A 17327-nucleotide genomic window follows, 5' to 3' on the forward strand; every position below is an offset into this window, starting at 1 on the left:
GCTGAAGCCCCAGGCGCCCGGGGTGGTGGGTGGTCACCCGCGCCCGACCGGCGCAGAATGGCTCGGTCGAGAGGAGGCGGGACGAGTGACGCTGGCGCTCTACCGCAAGTACCGGCCGCGTACCTTCGCTGAGGTCATCGGTCAGGAGCACGTGACCGAGCCGCTGTCGCAGGCGCTGCGCAGCGGACGGCTCAACCACGCCTACCTCTTCTCCGGCCCCCGAGGCTGCGGCAAGACCACCAGCGCCCGGATCATGGCCCGCTCGCTCAACTGTGAGCAGGGCCCCACGCCCGAGCCGTGCGGCAAGTGTGACTCCTGCCGCTCGTTGGCCGCCGACGGCGCCGGCTCGATCGACGTGATCGAGATCGACGCGGCCAGCCACGGCGGTGTCGACGACGCCCGCGAGCTGCGCGAGCGCGCCTTCTTCGCGCCGGCCAGCAGCCGCTTCAAGATCTACATCATCGACGAGGCGCACATGGTCTCGACCCAGGGCTTCAACGCCCTGCTCAAGCTGGTCGAGGAGCCCCCGGAGTACGTCAAGTTCATCTTCGCCACCACCGAGCCGGAGAAGGTCCTCGGCACGATCCGGTCGCGTACCCACCACTACCCGTTCCGGCTGTTTCCGCCGAAGGTGGTCCGCCCGTACCTGGAACAGCTCACCCAGGCCGAGGGCGTCGCCGTCGAGCCGGCGGTCTTTCCGCTGGTGGTCCGCGCCGGTGGCGGCAGCATGCGGGACAGCCTCTCCGTACTCGACCAGCTCATCGCCGGCGCCGGCGCGGAGGGAGTCAGCTACGCCCGGGCCGTCGCGCTGCTCGGCGTCACCGACTCGGCGCTGATCGACGAGATGTGCGACGCGCTGGCCGCCGGTGACGGCGCGGCCGCGTACGCCACCGTCGACCGGGTCGCCGAGGCCGGGCACGACATGCGCCGGTTCGCCTCCGACCTGCTGGAACGGCTGCGCGACCTGATCGTGATCCAGCAGGTGCCGGACGCCGCCGCGAAGGGTCTGATCGACGGCCCGGCCGACCAGATCGAGCGGATGGCAGCCCAGGCCTCGCAGCTCGGCTCGGCAACGCTCTCCCGCTGCGCCGACATCGTGCACAACGGCCTGGTCGAGATGCGCGGCACCACAGCGCCCCGCCTGCTGCTGGAGCTGATCTGCGCCCGGATGTTGCTGCCCGGCGCGGACGACTCCACCGGCGGCCTGCTCCAGCGCCTGGAACGGATGGAACGCCGGCTCACAGTGGGCGGCGGCGACGCGCCGTCGGCCGCCGCCGGCTCCGCGCCAACCAACCACCCAGGGGTACGCCCACAGCCAGCCACCCCGGTCCCGGCTGCCGCCGCCCCGGCACCCGCGAACGCCCCCACCTCGGCACCGCCGTGGGACGTCGACCCGGCGGCGTCCCCGGCCCAGAGCGCTCCCGCCCCGGCTGCTCCGGTCACCGAGGCACCCGCTCCGACCTCCGGCACACCGGCCTCGTACGTCTCGCCGGCCGACTCGCCGATCCCGGCCTCGCCCGGCGCGTCGACCGGTCCGGCAACCGCTGACCAGGCCGTACCCGTCTCGCCCGCCGGCCCGGCCCCGCGTCGCGTGGTGCCACCGTCGGCGGTGCTTCCCGACCCGGCCACGCCCGCGCCGCCCCGACCCGGAGCACCGGCCGCCGCGCTGGACGCGGTAGCGGTCCGCCGCGTCTGGCCCGACGTGGTCGGCAAGGTCAACCGGACCAACAAGCGGATCGCCGCCCTGATGCGCGACGCGGTGGTCCGCGAACTCGACGGCGACACGCTGGTGCTGACGGTGAAGTCCACAGTGCTGGCCAAGATGATGGCCGACCACGCGGCGGTGCTCACCGACGCGCTCTACGAGGAGTTGGGCGGGCGCTGGCAGATCCGGTGCGAGGTGGCCGGCGAGCGCGGTGGCGTGTCGCTGTCCGGCTCGTCGCGCGCACCGCAGACCGCACCGCCCCGACCCGCCGCGCCGCCAACCCCGTCCGACGCGCCCGCCGCCGCGAACCCGACTGCCGCAGGCCCGACGAGCGCGCCTGGCTTGAATGACGCACCCGGCTCGAATGCCGCGCCTGGTTCGAGCGCCGCGCCTGGCTCGCCTGCTGCCCCTGGCGTGAACGCCGCGCCTGGTTCGAACCCCGCGTATGGCTCGAACCCCCCGCCTGGCTCGAACCCCGCGCCCGGCTCGAACCCCGGCTCGAACACTGCGCCTGGCTCGAATGCCGCGCTCGGCTCGAATGCAGCGTCAGGGTCGAACACATCTGGCTCGACCGCTGCGCCAAGTTCGAGCGCGGCGCATGGCTTCAGCGCCGCGCCCGGCTCGAATGACGCGCCTGGCTCGACCGCTGGGTCAGGCTCGAACGCAGCGCCAGGTGCGAATCCCGCCGGGCCTGGAAGTGGGCCACCCAACGCCCCGACCGCCGGGCCGACGAACGACTCGCCGACCGCCGCGAACCCGAGCGGCGCTGCCGGCTCGGCCTCGCGTGCCGGTGTCGGTGCGGGTTCCACTGGTCACGGTGCTGGTGGTCACGGTGCTGGTGGGCGGGGCGCAGCGTCGTCCGCCCCGGCGGCGGACGACGACGGCGACTGGCCGGAGGCGGCCCGCCCAGGTGGTGGTGGCCTCGCCGCCGAGGCTACTGATGACGAGGACTGGCCGGAGGCCGCCCGACCTGGCGGCGCGTCCGCTGGAAACGAGTCGAGCCCTCACTCCGCACCGGCGTCGACCGGCGCGAACGGCAGCACCGGGTACGGGAACGCCGGGAATGGCAGCGGCACCAACGGCAGCGGCCCGAACGGCGGTGGCGCGAACGGCGGTGGCGCGAACGGCAGCGGACCCGGTGGTTCGGGTGGGCCCGGGGCGGCGGCCGGTGGCGGTAAGCCGGGTGGGCGGGGTAACCCGACACCGGCGGCCCGGCAGCCGGCGACAGCCGGTGGTGCGCCGGTGAGCAGCGCCATCGCCGCGGCTCGCGCGGCGGCGGCGGGGCGCGGTGCGCGTACCGGAGCGGCAGCCCGGCCCGTCGCGGACGCCGAATGGGCCGGCGAGCCCCCCTACGACCCGGACTTCGACGGCCCGACGAGGGCCGGCGGCCGGCCTGGCGGCGCGGCACCGGCGGCGACCCCGGCCTTCGAGGGGTTCGACCCGGGCGACGAGCCGTTGGACGAGATCATCGACGAGAAGACCGCCCGGGAGTCCAGCGAGGAGCAGGCGGTGCGCCTCCTCAGAGAGACCTTCGGCGCCGAAAAGATCAACGAGATCGACGCCCGCTAACGCCGTCGATCATGGAGTTGTGGTGGGTGGCAAATCGCCCACCAGTGCTCTTCTTGGGCACCACAACTCCATGATCGACGCCGACGGGGGTGCGCGGTTGGGGGGTTTCGGCTAGCAGGACTCCCAGGGCGCAGGCCCAGAGGGGGAACGGGAGCACCGCTACTCGTTCCATGCCGCCAACCCCGAGCCCCAGGCCCTGTTGGGCGGCGAACAGTGTCGTTCCGGCCAGCGCGATGAGCCCGGCGGTGAGGGTGAGTCGGCGCCACCTGCCGAGCGTCGTGCGGCGTGGCGCGAAGCCGGCGAGGAGGAGGCCGACGTTGCCCATCCCCATGATCAGGACTGCGCCGAGGACGTGCAGGTTCTCGTCAATGTCGGCCGGGTAGAGGGCCACGAGGGCGTATCCGCCGGTGGCCAGCAGCAGGAGTGTCTGGGCAGTGCGCACCACCGGGCCGCGGCCGAGAACCCGCCAGGTCAGCAGGAGCCCGCCGGCGAGCAGGACGGCGGTGGCCAGTGTCGCGGTGTTCATCAACGGGTGCCACGGTGAGCAGACGTAGCGGGGGCGGGTGGTGTCCCAGACGCCGCAGTGGGCGTTGCCGAGGTCGCTGATGTTGTGGGTGGCCCAGCTGTAGGTGGGCTCGCGCCACCGCAGACCGGTGATCAGGCTGGCGACGAGGAAGACGGGCGAGGCCGCGAGCCAGCACAGTGCGCCGACCCGGCCGGTGCGGTTGAGGTTCATGCCTTGAGCAGACCAGTGCGACGGGTATGGGCGCACTACCAGCAGATGGCCGGTTCGGGGTAGGGGTAGCCGTACCCGAAGCCTCGGCGTGGGCGGACGCACCGGGCGGGGCGAGGTCGGTCCCAGCGGATAGGCTGAGCGGCGGTCGAGCAGACGAGTGCGAGAAGGAGCCATCCCGTGCGCCCAGGTGGACAGCCGAACATGCAGCAGATGCTGAAGCAGGCGCAGAAGATGCAGCAGCAGATCGCCGCCGCCCAGGCCGAGCTGGCCGAGGCCGAGCTGACCGGCACCGCCGGCGGCGGGCTGGTCACCGCGACGGTCTCCGGCTCCGGTGAGCTCAAGGCCATCAAGATCGACCCGAAGGCCGTCGACCCGGACGACGTGGAGACGCTGGAGGATCTGGTCGTCGCGGCCGTGCACAACGCCGCCGAGGCGGCCCGGGAGCTGACCGAGCGCAAGATGGGCCCGGTCGCCGGCGGCATGGGCGGCCTCGGCCTGCCCGGTTTCTGAGCCGGCAGATGTACGAAGGTGCCATCCAGGATCTGATCGACGAGCTGGGTCGGCTGCCGGGCGTGGGTCCGAAGAGCGCTCAGCGGATCGCGTTTTACGTCCTCTCGGCGGATCCGGCCGACGTCAACCGGCTGGCCGGCGCGCTGCGCAAGGTCAAGGAGCTGGTGCGGTTCTGCACCACCTGCTACAACGTGGCCGAGTCCGAGCAGTGCCGGATCTGCCGCGACCCGCGCCGCACCGACGAGGTGCTGTGCGTGGTGGAGGAGCCCAAGGACGTGGTGGCCGTCGAGCGGACGGGTGAGTTCCGCGGTCGCTATCACGTGCTGGGCGGCGCGATCAATCCGCTGGAGGGGATCGGGCCGGACAACCTGCGCATCCGGGAGCTGCTGATCCGGCTCGGTGGTGGCGGGGTGCGGGAGTTGATCCTGGCCACGGACCCGAACACCGAGGGCGAGGCGACAGCCACCTACCTGGCGTTGATGGTGAAGCCGATGGGCATCGCGGTGAGCCGACTTGCCAGTGGGCTGCCGGTCGGCGGCGATCTGGAGTACGCCGACGAGATCACCCTCGGTCGGGCCTTCGAAGGGCGGCGCGCGGTCTGATCGCCTGACGTACGGCCGGTGGCCGGCACCCGTGCGGGTGCCGGCCACCGCTGCGTCTCTGCCCGGAAATGATCTGACACCTGTGCCCTCATCGGGGCTGTTCGACGTAACAGTTTGGCATCGCGGGTGCAGATTGATCGGTTTTTGCCGCTGTTTACCTAAGAATCGAATGTCAAGCGGCGGTTGAGGCACGATCCGATACCAACCGTCCACTCAGCGGTTTCCGGGTGGACGCATCGGGAGCTATGGTCACCGCCATCGGTGACCCCTGTCACCACGTTGTCCGTACCCCCAAGGACGAGGTGAAGCACACATGCGTGCACCCAGGCCGAAGGTCGCGATCGCGGCCATCGCGGTCGCGGCCCTCGCGGTAGCAGGCTGCGCCGAGAGCAACCGCGACGACGACAAATCCGGTGGTAGCAAGAAGGACACCCTCGTCTTCGGCGTCGCCGGAGACCCGAAGGTGCTCGACCCGAGCTTCGCCAGCGACGGTGAGTCGCTGCGTGTGGCGCGTCAGGTCTTCGAGACCCTGGTCCGACCGGAGGAGGGTGGCACCAAGGTCACCCCCGGCCTGGCCGAGTCCTGGACCCCGGACGCCGCCGGCACCACCTGGACCTTCAAGCTCCGCTCGGGCGTGAAGTTCCACGACGGCACCGACTTCAACGCCGAGGCCGTCTGCGTCAACTTCAACCGCTGGTACAACGCCAAGGGCCTCATGCAGAGCCCCGACGTGACCGCGTACTGGCAGGACGTCATGGGCGGCTTCGCCAAGAACGAGGACGCGGAGCTTCCGCCGAGCCTCTTCAAGTCCTGCGCCGCCAAGGACGCCACCACTGTGGACCTGGCCTTCACCCGGGTCTCCAGCAAGATCCCAGCCGCGCTGATGCTCCCCTCGTTCTCCATCCACAGCCCGAAGGCGCTGCAGGAGTTCGACGCGAGCAACGTTGCGGGCACCGCCGAGGACATCAAGTACCCGGCGTACGCCACGGCGCACCCGACCGGCACCGGCCCGTTCAAGTTCAAGGCCTGGGACGTCGCCAACAAGACGCTGACCCTGGAGCGCAACGAGGACTACTCCGGCGCCAAGGCCAAGCTGAAGACCCTGATCTTCAAGACGATCTCGGACGAGAACGCCCGCAAGCAGGCGCTGCGCTCCGGCGACATCCAGGGCTACGACCTGGTTGGCCCGGCCGACGTCGAGCCGCTGAAGAGCGAGGGCTTCAACATGCTCACGCGCCCGGCGTTCAACGTGCTCTACCTGGCGATGAACCAGAAGGGCAACCCGAAGCTCGCCGACATCCGTGTCCGGCAGGCCATCGCGTACGCCCTGAACCGTCAGCAGCTGGTCACCTCCAAGCTGCCGCCGGGTGCCAAGGTCGCCGACAACTTCATGCCGGACACCGTCGAGGGCTGGAACGGTGACGTCACGAAGTACACCTACGACCCGGCCAAGGCGAAGGCGCTGCTGGCCGAGGCCGGCGCGTCGAACCTGACGCTGAAGTTCCACTACCCGACCGAGGTCACCCGGCCGTACATGCCGAACCCGAAGGACATCTTCGAGTTGCTCTCGGCGGACCTGAAGGCCGTTGGCATCACCGTCGAGGGGATCCCGCTGAAGTGGAGCCCGGACTACCTGAACGCCACCACCTCGGGTAGCAAGCACGACATCCACTTCCTGGGCTGGACCGGCGACTACGGCGACGCCTACAACTTCATCGGCACCTTCTTCGACCGGCCGAAGGACGAGTGGGGCTTCAACAACAAGGCCCTGTTCGACCAGTTCAAGGACGCGGACACCACCGCCGACATCGCGGCCCGGACCGAGAAGTACAAGGCCCTGAACAAGTCCGTGATGGACTTCCTGCCGGGTGTGCCGATCTCGCACTCGCCGCCGGCGATCGTGTTCGGCAAGGACGTGACCGGCGTCAAGGCGAGCCCGCTCACCGACGAGCGGTTCTCCACCGCCGAGTTCAAGTAAGTCCTGATCTGACGCAGCAAGGAACGCGGGCGGGCGCTGTCGCACAGCGCCCGCCCGCAACCCTCCGCACCCCTTCGAGGCCGCCGTGTTCCGGTTCATCGTCAGGCGCCTGCTTCAGCTGATACCCACGCTGTTCGGGCTCTCCCTCCTGCTCTTCATCTGGCTCCGCCGACTTCCCGGCGGCCCCGAGACCGCCATCCTCGGCGAGCGCGGCACCCCCGAGATGCGGGCCGCGATCCGCCGCAACATGGGGCTCGACGAGCCCATCCTGGTGCAGTACGGCCGTTTCGTCCGGCGGATGATCAAGCTCGACCTGGGCACCTCGACCTCCACCAAGCGGGCGGTCACCACGGAGTTCATCGAGCGCTTCCCCGGCACTGTCGAGCTGACCATCACCGCGATGATCATCGCGATCGGCATCGGTATCCCGCTGGGCTACCTGGCCGCCCGCCGTCGCGGCCGTTTCCTGGACCACGCGTCAGTGGGCGGTTCACTGATCGGCATCTGCATCCCGGTGTTCTTCCTGGGCTACATGCTCAAGGCGATCTTCTCGGAGAACCTGCACTGGTTCCCGTCCAGCGGCCGACAGGACCCGACGCTCGAGGCGACCCGGGTCACCAACTTCTTCGTCCTCGACGGGTTGATGACCCGCGAGTGGGACGCCGCCGCCGACGCGCTCTGGCATCTCGTGCTGCCCGCCATTGCGCTGGCGAGCATCCCGCTGGCGATCATCGTCCGAATCACCCGGGCGAGCGTGCTGGAGGTGCTCAACGAGGACTTCGTGCGCACCGCCGAGGCGAAGGGCCTGACCGAGCAGACGGTCCGTCGCCGGCACGTCCTGCGCAACGCGATGCTGCCGGTGGCCACCTCGATCGGTCTGCTCGCTGGCGGCCTGCTCTCCGGCGCCGTGCTGACCGAGACCGTCTTCGCCTTCAGTGGCATCGGAGCGTTCGTCGCCGAGGCCATCGGCCAACGCGACTATCCGGTGCTGATGGGCTTCATCCTGATCATCGCGGTGGTGTACGTGCTGGTGAACCTCCTGGTCGATCTCTCCTACAGCTTCATCGACCCGAGGGTGAGGGTGCGATGACACTCAGCCCAGGCAAGAAGCGCGAAAAGATCGACCGGCTCTCCGAACTGGCCGCCCGTGACGACGAGCGGGGCGTCAGCCTCTGGCAGGAGGCGTTCCGTCGGCTGCGCGGCAACCCGGCCGCGATCGTCGGCGCCGTCATCCTGGCGCTCTTCGTGCTGGTCGCGGTGGTCGGCCCGTTCCTCGTGCCGTATGCGGCGACGGACACGATCGGCATCCGGGAGGGGCTGATCAAGCCGGGTGTCATCCCTGGCCCGAACGGCGACCACTGGTTCGGCTACGACCACCAGGGCCGGGACGAGTTCAGTCGGATGATCGTGGGCGCCCGTCAGACCCTGCTGGTCGGCGTGGTCTCCACCCTGATCGGTCTGGCGATCGGCGCGCTGATCGGTGGCATCTCCGGTGCCGCGGCCGGCCTCGGTGGCCGATGGGGGCGGTGGATCGACACCACCCTCATGCGCTTCATCGACATGCTGCTGGCGATGCCGAGCCTGCTGCTGGCGGTGAGCATCGCCGCCCTGCTCGGGGCCAGCCTGACCACTGTCATGATCGCGGTCGGCGTGGTCTCGGTGCCGGTGTTCGCCCGGCTGCTGCGCGGCTCGATGATCTCCCAGGCCAACAGCGACTACGTGCTGGCGGCGACCTCGCTCGGCGTCAAGAAGTCGAAGATCGCCCTGACCCACGTGGTGCCGAACTCGCTCGCCCCGGTGATCGTGCAGGCAACGCTGACCCTGGCCACCGCGATCATCGAGGCCGCAGCGCTCTCCTTCCTCGGCCTCGGCAACCCGGACACCGCCGTACCGGAGTGGGGGGTCATGCTCGCCGACGCGCAGCAGTACCTCGGCATCCGGCCGTCACTGGCGATCTACCCGGCCGTCGCGATCATCATCACCGCGCTCGGCTTCACCCTGCTGGGTGAGGCGATGCGCGAGGCCCTCGACCCGAAGCTGCGGAAGTAGGCCCGCAATGGCACTGCTCGAAGTTGAAGATCTCTCCGTCACGTTCGCCCGGCGCGGCCAGCGGGCCGTGCACGCGGTCGACGGGGTGTCCTTCTCGGTCGACGCCGGTGAGGTGGTCGGCCTGGTCGGCGAGTCCGGCTGTGGCAAGAGCGTCACCTCGCTCGCGATCATGGGTCTGCTGCCCAAGCAGCCCGGCCTCCGGGTCGGCGGCAAGGCCGTCTTTGACGGCACCGACCTGCTCCAGCTCGACGACCGGTCGCGGCGGGACATCCGGGGTCGGGACATCGCGATGATCTTCCAGGACCCGCTCTCCTCCCTGAACCCGGTGATCCCGATCGGGTTGCAGGTGACCGAGGTGCTCACCCGGCACCGGGGGATGAAGGGCGAGGCTGCGGCGAAGGAAGCGGCGGCACTGCTGGACCGGGTCGGCATCCCCGACCCGAAGCGGCGGCTCAAGGAGTACCCGCACCAGCTCTCCGGTGGGATGCGCCAGCGGGCGCTCATCGCGATGGCGGTGGCGTGCCAGCCTCGGCTGCTGATCGCCGACGAGCCGACCACCGCGCTGGACGTCACCATCCAGGCCCAGATCCTGGAGCTGCTCAAGGAACTGGTCCGCGACTCCGGCACCGCACTGCTGATGATCACGCACGATCTCGGCGTGGTGGCCGGCATGGTCGACACCGTCAACGTGCTCTACGGGGGCCGGGTGGTGGAGACGGCCCGCCGTCGTCCGCTGTTCCGCCAGCCGCGTCACCCGTACACAGTGGGTCTGCTCGGCTCGGTGCCGCGCCTGGATGCCGGGCGGGGCGAGAAGCTCAACCCGATTCCCGGTTCGGTCCGCGACCTGCTGCCGTGGCCGGACGGATGCGCCTTCGCCCCGCGCTGCGCCCGCCGGATCGACGAGTGTGTGGGTGAGCCGCCGGAGCTGGTGCACGCGCACGACGGACGGAGCTACCGGTGCGTCAACCCGGAGCCGCTGCCGGGCCTGGTGCCCGCCCCGCGCGAGGAGGAAGCGTGAGCGAGCGTAGCGAGCGAACCATCAGGCACAGCAGCGTGGCGTCTCACGCCGGCGCGGAGCGAAGCGGAGTGCTGGCGTGAGTGACAACGACATCCTCGTCGAGGTGCGCGACCTGAAGGTGCACTTCCCGATCAAGCGGGGGGTGCTCTTCGACCGGGTGGTCGGCCAGGTGAAGGCCGTCGACGGGGTCGACCTGAGCATCGCGCGCGGCAAGACGTACGGCCTGGTGGGTGAGTCCGGCTGCGGCAAGTCCACGTTGGGCAGGGCGCTGCTCCAGCTCACCCCGCCGACCGCCGGTGAGGTCAGCTTCGACGGCGTCGAGTTGACGACGCTACCGTCCGGCAAGCTGCGCAGCATGCGTCGCCGGATGCAGATGATCTTCCAGGATCCGATGTCCAGCCTCGACCCCCGACAGAACGTCGAGTCGATCCTGACCGAGGGCCTCCAGACCCACGGGATCGGCACCGACCGCACCGACCGTCGACGGATCATCGGCGAGACCCTTGACGCGGTCGGGCTGCCGCGCTGGGCGCTCTCCCGCTACCCGCACGAGTTCTCTGGCGGGCAGCGGCAGCGCATCGGCATCGCCCGCGCGCTGGTGCTCGGGCCGGAGCTGATCGTCGCCGACGAGCCGGTCTCGGCGCTCGACGTGTCGATCCAGGCCCAGGTGGTCAACCTGCTGGACGAGCTCCAGGACAGCCTGGGGCTGACCTACCTGGTGATCGCGCACGACCTCGCTGTGGTCCGGCACATCTCCGACACTGTCGGCGTGATGTATCTGGGCGCGCTGGTGGAGGAGGCGCCGAGCGACCGGCTCTACACCGAGCCGCTGCACCCGTACACCCGGGCGCTGATGTCGGCGGTGCCGGTGCCGGACCCGGACGTGGAGGACCGCCGGGAGCGGATCCTGCTCGCCGGTGACCTGCCGTCGCCGGCCAACCCGCCGACCGGCTGCCGCTTCCACACCCGCTGCCCGTGGGCGCAGCCCACCCGCTGCGCCGACGAGCGACCGGTGCTGCGGGACATCGGCGCCAGCCGGGTGGCCTGCCACTTCGCGGAGCAGATCGCCAGCGGCGAACTGCGCCCGCACGGGGTCAGCGCGCAGATCGTCCGACCCGAGGGCGAGGGGGACGCGCCGAGCGTGGTCTCCGCGCCCACCGAGCCCGGCTCGTACGTCTGAGACTGGACGCGGTGCCGGCGGTCGTCAGCCCTCGGGGCGGTTCAGCAGCCCCACCGCGACGCCGTGCACCGCGTCCAGCCCAGCCGGGTCGGCAAGCGTGACCGACGTGCCGGTCACCGCATACCACTCGTCCGCGTCCTTGTACTGCACCCGCAGGGTCACCTTGCCGTCCGCGTACTCGGTGCGCAGCGTCAGGTCCCCGGTGACGACGCCGACCTCGTCGGTCATCACGCCGCCGGGGCCGGGCACGATGTCGGTGGTGCGGCTCTGCGGGCCGGCCACCCCGCTCGAATCCGCGACCATGCCGGCACCCGGCACGGCAGCGGGAGTCTCGGCGGCGCCGTCCGCGGTCATGCCGGCGGCGGACGGGCCGCTCTCCTCGGCGGCGGTCACGAATCGCTCCCCACTCAACAGCCCTCCAACATGTCGGTCAGGGCGGCCTTCTCGGCGCTGGTCACCGTCAGCTTCCAGTAGTGCTTGACCGTCACCCAGTCCTGGGCGTATTTGCACCAGTAAGACCGGTCTGCCGGTTTCCACTGCGACGGGTCCTGGTCACCCTTTGCCCGGTTGGACGAGGCGGAAACCGCGAAAAGCTGCGGACGGGTGGTGTCGTTGGCGAAATCGCCGCGCTTCGCGTTGTCCCACTCGTCAGCGCCCGAGCGCCACGCGTTGGCCAACGGCACCATGTGGTCGATGTCCACGTCGGAGGGATCCGAGAAGCTGCGACCGTCGTACACGCTCTCCCAGCGCCCACCGACCACGTTGCAGCCCGAGAGCTTCACATCCTTGCCGTCGCGCTGGAGGATGCTGTCCCGGATATCGCAGTTCTTGCCGGTGTCCCGCCAATGCGGGAAACGCTCCCGGCTGTAGCCCTTCATCGAGCCGGCGGTAGCGACGGTCAGCTGACTCAGCTGCTCAGCGGCGTTGCCGCCGTCGCTCGACGGCGGTGTGGTCGGTTCATCCTGCGGGACGCAACCGGCCACGCCGAGCGCCAGCGCCGCGGTGAGCACGGCCACCGCCGCTCGCGGTCCTGATCTGGTACGCACAGACGACACCTCTCCAGCTTGGGGGCTCCCGGCGATTGCGCACAGTACCCGGGCACGGTTTCGGCGTTTCGTGGCGTCTCCCACATGATGCAAGGCAGATTGGTGGGATGACCGCACCCGTACCGGCGACCGCCCTCCGGATGGGCACCACCGCCGGCCGGGGCACGCTGCTCGCCGCCGTACTCGCCTCTGGAATGGTCTTCCTCGACAGCACCGTCGTCAACGTGGCACTGCCGAAACTTGGGCAGGACCTCGGCGCGAACGTGGCCGATCTCCAGTGGACCATCAACGGCTACCTGCTGATGCTGGCGGCGTTCGTGCTGCTCGGCGGCGCGCTGGGCGACCGCTTCGGCCGGCGACGCATATTCCTCATCGGCGTGGTCTGGTTCACCGCCGCCTCCGTGCTCTGTGGGCTGGCCCAGGACACCGGCATGCTGATCGCCGCCCGGTTCCTCCAGGGCGCCGGTGGCGCGCTGCTCACGCCCGGGTCGCTGTCGGTGCTCCAGGCGAGCTTCCATCCCGACGACCGGGGTCGGGCGATCGGTGCCTGGGCCGGGCTGTCCGGGGTCTCCACCGCGCTGGGGCCGTTCATCGGGGGCTGGCTGATCGACGCGCTCTCCTGGCGCTGGATCTTCTTCCTCAACCTGCCGATCGCCGTGCTCGTGCTGCTGGCCGCCCTGCGCTGGGTGCCGGAGAGCCGGGACGAGAGTGCCTCCCGCACCGAGGAGCGGGGTCGGACCCGACGACGGTTCGACGTCGCCGGAGCCCTTCTCGGAGCGCTCGCGCTCGCCGGCGTCACCTACGCCCTGATCGACGCGCCGGCCCGCGGGTTCGACTCCGCCGAGGTGCTGATCGCCGCCCTGGTCGGGGTGCTCTCCGCAGTGGCCTTCGTCCTGCTGGAACGGCGGCGTGGCGACACCGCGATGCTGCCCACCGGCCTGTTCAGCAGCCGACTCTTCTCGGTGCTGAACATCTTCACCGTCATCGTCTACGCGGCGCTCGGCGGCTTCACCTTCTTCTTCGCCGTCTACCTTCAGAACGTGGTCGGCTGGTCGGCCTTCCGCACCGGCATCGCGTTGCTGCCGATGACCCTGCTGCTGCTGGTCGGCTCCGCGCGCGCCGGTGCGCTGTCCGCCCGGATCGGCCCACGACTGCCGCTGGCCATCGGACCGGTGGTCGCCGCGGTCGGCCTGCTGCTGCTGCGCGGCGTCGGACCGGGCGCGTCGTACTGGCGGGACGTGCTGCCCGGGGTGCTGCTCTTCGGCATCGGGCTGACCCTGGTGGTGGCACCGCTCACCGCGTCGGTGCTGGCCGCCGTGCAGGACCGGTTCTCCGGGGTGGCCAGCGGGTTCAACAACGCCGCATCCCGCGCCGGCGGCCTGCTCGCGGTGGCGGCGCTACCGCTGCTGGTCGGGCTCTCCGGCGGCGGGTACGAGCAGAAGGCCGAGCTGACCGACGCGTTCCGGGGCGCGATGGAGTGGTGTGCGGGGCTGCTCGTGGCCGGCGCGCTGCTGGCCCTCGTGCTGGTCCACCGACCGCCCCGGAAAGCCCCGCCGTCCCAGCCCTGCCACTCAATGCCCGCCGCGACACCCCCGAAGTAGGAAGCCACTTCGGGGGTGTCGCGCGCCTAGGTCAGCGGCGGGCGCGGTTGACGGCGCTGGTGACCGCCTTGATCGACGCGGTGACGATGTTGGCGTCGGTGCCGACACCCCAGACCGTCGTGCCGTCCACCTCACACTCCACGTACGCGGCGGCCTGCGCGTCACCACCGGAGGAGAGCGCGTGCTCGTGGTAGTCGAGCACCCGTACGCCCACCCCGACCGACTGGAGCGCGTTGACGTACGCGTCGATCGGGCCGTTGCCGACCGCGGCGAGCGAGCGCTGCTCGCCGCCCACACCGACCTGGGCCTCGATCTCGACCTTGCCGTCCACCGTGCCGATCGTGTAGCCGGCCAGCCGAACCGCCGGGTCGGGCTGGTGGTCGAGCAGGTAGTGCGTCGCGAAGATCTCCCACATGGCGGCCGGGTCGACCTCGCCGCCGTCGTGGTCGGTGACCTGCTGCACCACCCCGGAGAACTCGATCTGGAGCCGGCGCGGCAGGTCCAGTTGGTGCTCGCTCTTCATGATGTACGCGACGCCGCCCTTGCCGGACTGCGAGTTGACCCGGATGACCGCCTCGTAGGTGCGGCCCAGGTCCTTCGGGTCGATCGGCAGGTACGGCACCGCCCAGGTGTGCTCGTCCACCGGCACACCGGCCGCCTTCGCGTCGGCGGCGAGGGCGTCGAAGCCCTTCTTGATCGCGTCCTGGTGGGAACCGGAGAAGGCGGTGTAGACCAGGTCGCCCGCGTACGGGTGGCGCTCGTGCACCGGCAGTTGGTTGCAGTATTCAACCGCTCGCCGCACCTCGTCGATGTTCGAGAAGTCGATCATCGGGTCGATGCCCTGGGAGAAGATGTTGAGCCCCAGGGTCACCAGGTCGACGTTGCCGGTGCGCTCACCGTTGCCGAACAGGCAGCCCTCGATGCGGTCCGCGCCGGCGAGCAGGCCCAGCTCGGCGGCGGCCACACCGGTGCCCCGGTCGTTGTGCGGGTGCAGGCTCAACACCACGCTGTCCCGGCGCGGCAGGTGCCTGTGCATCCACTCGATCGAGTCGGCGTACACGTTGGGGGTGGCCATCTCGACGGTGGCCGGCAGGTTGATGATCAGCGGTCGGTCCGGGGTCGGGTCGATCACGTCGATCACCCGGGAGCAGACTTCCAGCGCGTACTCCAGCTCGGTGCCCGTGTACGACTCCGGCGAGTACTCGTAGAAGATCTCCGTGTCCGGGGTGTGGATCTCGGCGTACTTCTGGCAGAGCCGCGCCCCGGTGGTGGCGATGTCGGCGATGCCGTCCCTGTCCAGGCCGAAGACCACCCGCCGCTGGAGGGTGGAGGTCGAGTTGTAGAAGTGCACGATGGCCCGCTTCGCGCCGCGCAGCGACTCGAACGTCCGGTCGATCAGGTGCTCCCGGCACTGCGTGAGCACCTGGATGGTGACGTCGTCCGGGATCATGTCGTCTTCGATGAGCTGCCGGACGAAGTCGAAGTCGGTCTGGCTGGCCGACGGGAAACCGACTTCGATCTCCTTGTAGCCCATCTGCACCAGCAGCTGGAACATCCGGCGCTTGCGCTCGGGCGACATCGGGTCGATCAGTGCCTGGTTGCCGTCGCGGAGATCCACGGCGCACCAGCGGGGGGCGGCCTCGACGGTGCGGGTGGGCCAGGTGCGGTCCGGGAGTTCGACCCGGAACTGCTCCCCGTACGGCTGGTAGCGGTGGTACGGCATCCGGCTCGGGCGTTGCCGGGCGATCGGATCGGTTTCAGCGTCGGTGACAGGTTGAGCCATCTCGGAGTGCTCCCTGGAACATGTGGCGTCAGCAGATCGGAAGGTGTCGGCGAGATGCCGGGCGACGGTGCGCGGCGGTGCCGAGAAGAAAATCGGATGTGCTGGACGGCGCGATGCAACTCCGCGACGAGGTGCCGGCCGGTCAGGCCTCGTCGCGGCGGCTAAGGAGGAGCAGCGCCTGCCACATGACCAAGTCACCCTACGTGATGGAACGGTGGGTGGAAAGACAGGTCCGGACTATGGGACCGGGGTCATGGCCGGCGCTGCGGCCTCGGCGCCCAGCCGCGGCGTGCGTCCGGCCCAGGCCACCGCAGGCACGATCACCAGCCCGACCAGCACGAAGATCGCTGCCGTCGGTAACCAACCCCACCCGCCGGTGGTCACGCCGAGCGCGGTCAGTCCGGCCGGCGCGATCAGGTACTGCACCTGCACGCCGAGTTCGAGCGCCCCCACGTACGCGCCGCGCTGGTTGGCCGGTGGCAGGGTGGCGGTGAGCCCCCAGGTGCCGGCCGACTCGATCAGCTCGGCCAGGATGAGTACCGTCGCCGCGGTCACCAGCACCACGATGGTGAGCCAGCCCCGGGTGAACCCGGAAATCGGCAGGACCAGACAGAACAGGGCGATCAGCAGTCCACCCCGACGGGAGGCCCGGGCCGCGCCCGCCGCAGTGTCCGCGCCCCGGCTCACACGTACCTGGAGCAGCACGACCAGGACCGTATTGAGCAGCACCAGAGCGGCGATGACCGTCTTCGGGGCGTCGGTGTGGGTGAGGATCCAGAGCGGCATGACCGTGAGGTAGAGCGCCTGGTGTGCGGTGAGCAGCCCGGAGAGCAGGGACACCGTCATGAACGGGCGGTCCCGCAGCACGGCGAGCCGACTCGTCGGCTCCACCGACCTCCGCACCTGCGGCAGTCGAGGCAGTCGGCGCACGAAGAGAGCCGTCACCAGGAAGACCGTCGAGATGAACCAGACCATCCCGCGGTACGCCTCGATCGTGTCCACCGCCAGCACCAGGCCGCTGATCACCGCGCCGAGCCCGAAGCCGACGTTCAGCGACGAGCGCTGGTACGCCATCGCCGTGACCCGTTCGGCCGGCGCGAGCGCGTTGATCGAGTAGACCTGCCGGGCCACGCCGACAGCGCCGTCCACGGCTGCCAGCGCCACCACCACGGCGAGAAACCCCGCGAAGCCACCCACGAAGGGGTAGGTCGCGAACAGCGCCGCGTTCAGCACCAGCCCCACCACCCAGACCCGCTGCGGTCCGTACCGGTCGGTGAGCCCACCCAGCGACACCGTGCCCAGCAGCGTCACCCCCGCGGCGATGGAGAGCCCCAACCCCACCTGGGCGGCGCTGAGCCCGAGCGCCCGGGTGAAGAAGACGGCGCTGCCGGCGTGGAACAGGCCGCTCCCGACGGCGTAGACCATGGCCTGCACGGCCAGGGCGCGGGTCAGCCCGGCTGGCGGTACGACGTCTCGAACGGCGGTACGGATGGTTTCTCTGGTCCCCATGTCCGGGGAGTGAAGCGGGTCCCATGACCTCGGTCGAATCT

General features: G+C 70.3%; 14 protein-coding genes. 9 read left to right on the top strand and 5 right to left on the bottom strand.

Annotated features, from left to right (window positions below; translation table 11 throughout):
* Nucleotides 1-85: 85 nt before the first annotated feature.
* On the top strand, nt 86-3274 hold the full coding sequence (locus AB0B68_RS00155) for a DNA polymerase III subunit gamma and tau (protein WP_357257050.1): 3189 nt from the start codon (nt 86-88) through the stop codon (nt 3272-3274).
* Here AB0B68_RS00155 and AB0B68_RS00160 read toward each other — a convergent pair.
* The gene (locus AB0B68_RS00160) at nt 3252-4010 is read right to left on the bottom strand and encodes a DUF998 domain-containing protein (RefSeq protein WP_357257053.1); all 759 of its coding nucleotides are present in this window, start codon (nt 4008-4010) and stop codon (nt 3252-3254) included. The genes AB0B68_RS00155 and AB0B68_RS00160 overlap by 23 nt on opposite strands.
* Nucleotides 4011-4211: 201 nt before the next feature.
* On the opposite strand from AB0B68_RS00160, the gene AB0B68_RS00165 reads away from it, so the two are divergent.
* From AB0B68_RS00165 to AB0B68_RS00195, 7 genes are all read left to right on the top strand, one after another.
* A complete protein-coding gene (locus tag AB0B68_RS00165; RefSeq protein WP_007466279.1) occupies nt 4212-4520 on the top strand; it encodes a YbaB/EbfC family nucleoid-associated protein in 309 nt (102 codons plus the stop codon).
* An 8-nt stretch (nt 4521-4528) separates the two neighbouring features.
* Nucleotides 4529-5122: a recombination mediator RecR gene (gene recR / locus AB0B68_RS00170; protein WP_357204491.1), complete on the top strand. Its 594-nt coding sequence runs from the start codon at nt 4529-4531 to the stop codon at nt 5120-5122.
* A gap of 313 nt (nt 5123-5435) precedes the next feature.
* Entirely contained in the window at nt 5436-7100 is a 1665-nt protein-coding gene (locus AB0B68_RS00175) for an ABC transporter substrate-binding protein (protein WP_357257057.1), read from the top strand.
* An 85-nt stretch (nt 7101-7185) separates the two neighbouring features.
* Nucleotides 7186-8190, top strand: a complete 1005-nt coding sequence (locus AB0B68_RS00180) for an ABC transporter permease (RefSeq protein ID WP_357204486.1) — start codon at nt 7186-7188, stop codon at nt 8188-8190.
* Nucleotides 8187-9149 carry an ABC transporter permease gene (locus AB0B68_RS00185; RefSeq protein ID WP_357204484.1) on the top strand — a complete coding sequence of 321 codons (963 nt, stop codon included), beginning with the start codon at nt 8187-8189 and terminating at the stop codon, nt 9147-9149. The genes AB0B68_RS00180 and AB0B68_RS00185 overlap by 4 nt, the downstream gene beginning before the upstream one ends.
* 7 nt (nt 9150-9156) lie before the next feature.
* A complete protein-coding gene (locus tag AB0B68_RS00190; RefSeq protein WP_357204482.1) occupies nt 9157-10167 on the top strand; it encodes an ABC transporter ATP-binding protein in 1011 nt (336 codons plus the stop codon).
* A 76-nt stretch (nt 10168-10243) separates the two neighbouring features.
* On the top strand, nt 10244-11347 hold the full coding sequence (locus AB0B68_RS00195) for an oligopeptide/dipeptide ABC transporter ATP-binding protein (RefSeq protein WP_357257061.1): 1104 nt from the start codon (nt 10244-10246) through the stop codon (nt 11345-11347).
* Nucleotides 11348-11371: 24 nt separating this feature from the next.
* Here the strand turns inward: AB0B68_RS00195 and AB0B68_RS00200 are convergent, their stop codons facing one another.
* Together AB0B68_RS00200 and AB0B68_RS00205 are read right to left on the bottom strand one after the other, a co-directional pair.
* Nucleotides 11372-11740, bottom strand: coding sequence for a hypothetical protein (locus AB0B68_RS00200; protein WP_357257064.1), 369 nt, complete (start codon nt 11738-11740; stop codon nt 11372-11374).
* A 14-nt stretch (nt 11741-11754) separates the two neighbouring features.
* Nucleotides 11755-12393: an HNH endonuclease family protein gene (locus AB0B68_RS00205; RefSeq protein ID WP_357204478.1), complete on the bottom strand. Its 639-nt coding sequence runs from the start codon at nt 12391-12393 to the stop codon at nt 11755-11757.
* Between the two features lie 107 nt (nt 12394-12500).
* On the opposite strand from AB0B68_RS00205, the gene AB0B68_RS00210 reads away from it, so the two are divergent.
* A complete protein-coding gene (locus AB0B68_RS00210) occupies nt 12501-13994 on the top strand; it encodes an MFS transporter (RefSeq protein WP_357204477.1) in 1494 nt (497 codons plus the stop codon).
* A gap of 31 nt (nt 13995-14025) precedes the next feature.
* Here the strand turns inward: AB0B68_RS00210 and leuA are convergent, their stop codons facing one another.
* Both leuA and AB0B68_RS00220 read right to left on the bottom strand, forming a co-directional pair.
* The gene (gene leuA, locus AB0B68_RS00215; RefSeq protein ID WP_357204475.1) at nt 14026-15777 is read right to left on the bottom strand and encodes a 2-isopropylmalate synthase; all 1752 of its coding nucleotides are present in this window, start codon (nt 15775-15777) and stop codon (nt 14026-14028) included.
* A 237-nt stretch (nt 15778-16014) separates the two neighbouring features.
* The gene (locus AB0B68_RS00220; protein WP_357204473.1) at nt 16015-17286 is read right to left on the bottom strand and encodes an MFS transporter; all 1272 of its coding nucleotides are present in this window, start codon (nt 17284-17286) and stop codon (nt 16015-16017) included.
* Nucleotides 17287-17327: the final 41 nt, after the last annotated feature.

This window comes from Micromonospora sp. NPDC049049 (assembly GCF_040649115.1).
Taxonomy (GTDB): Bacteria; Actinomycetota; Actinomycetes; order Mycobacteriales; family Micromonosporaceae; genus Micromonospora.

What these genes read in the sequence shown, in the direction of transcription:
- leuA (WP_357204475.1), bottom strand. Translation starts at nt 15,777, where the DNA reads ATGGCTCAACCTGTCACCGACGCTGAAACCGATCCGATCGCCCGGCAA.
- AB0B68_RS00175 (WP_357257057.1), top strand. Translation starts at nt 5,436, where the DNA reads ATGCGTGCACCCAGGCCGAAGGTCGCGATCGCGGCCATCGCGGTCGCG.
- AB0B68_RS00220 (WP_357204473.1), bottom strand. Translation starts at nt 17,286, where the DNA reads ATGGGGACCAGAGAAACCATCCGTACCGCCGTTCGAGACGTCGTACCG.
- AB0B68_RS00185 (WP_357204484.1), top strand. Translation starts at nt 8,187, where the DNA reads ATGACACTCAGCCCAGGCAAGAAGCGCGAAAAGATCGACCGGCTCTCC.
- AB0B68_RS00165 (WP_007466279.1), top strand. Translation starts at nt 4,212, where the DNA reads ATGCAGCAGATGCTGAAGCAGGCGCAGAAGATGCAGCAGCAGATCGCC.
- AB0B68_RS00160 (WP_357257053.1), bottom strand. Translation starts at nt 4,010, where the DNA reads ATGAACCTCAACCGCACCGGCCGGGTCGGCGCACTGTGCTGGCTCGCG.
- recR (WP_357204491.1), top strand. Translation starts at nt 4,529, where the DNA reads ATGTACGAAGGTGCCATCCAGGATCTGATCGACGAGCTGGGTCGGCTG.
- AB0B68_RS00190 (WP_357204482.1), top strand. Translation starts at nt 9,157, where the DNA reads ATGGCACTGCTCGAAGTTGAAGATCTCTCCGTCACGTTCGCCCGGCGC.
- AB0B68_RS00210 (WP_357204477.1), top strand. Translation starts at nt 12,501, where the DNA reads ATGACCGCACCCGTACCGGCGACCGCCCTCCGGATGGGCACCACCGCC.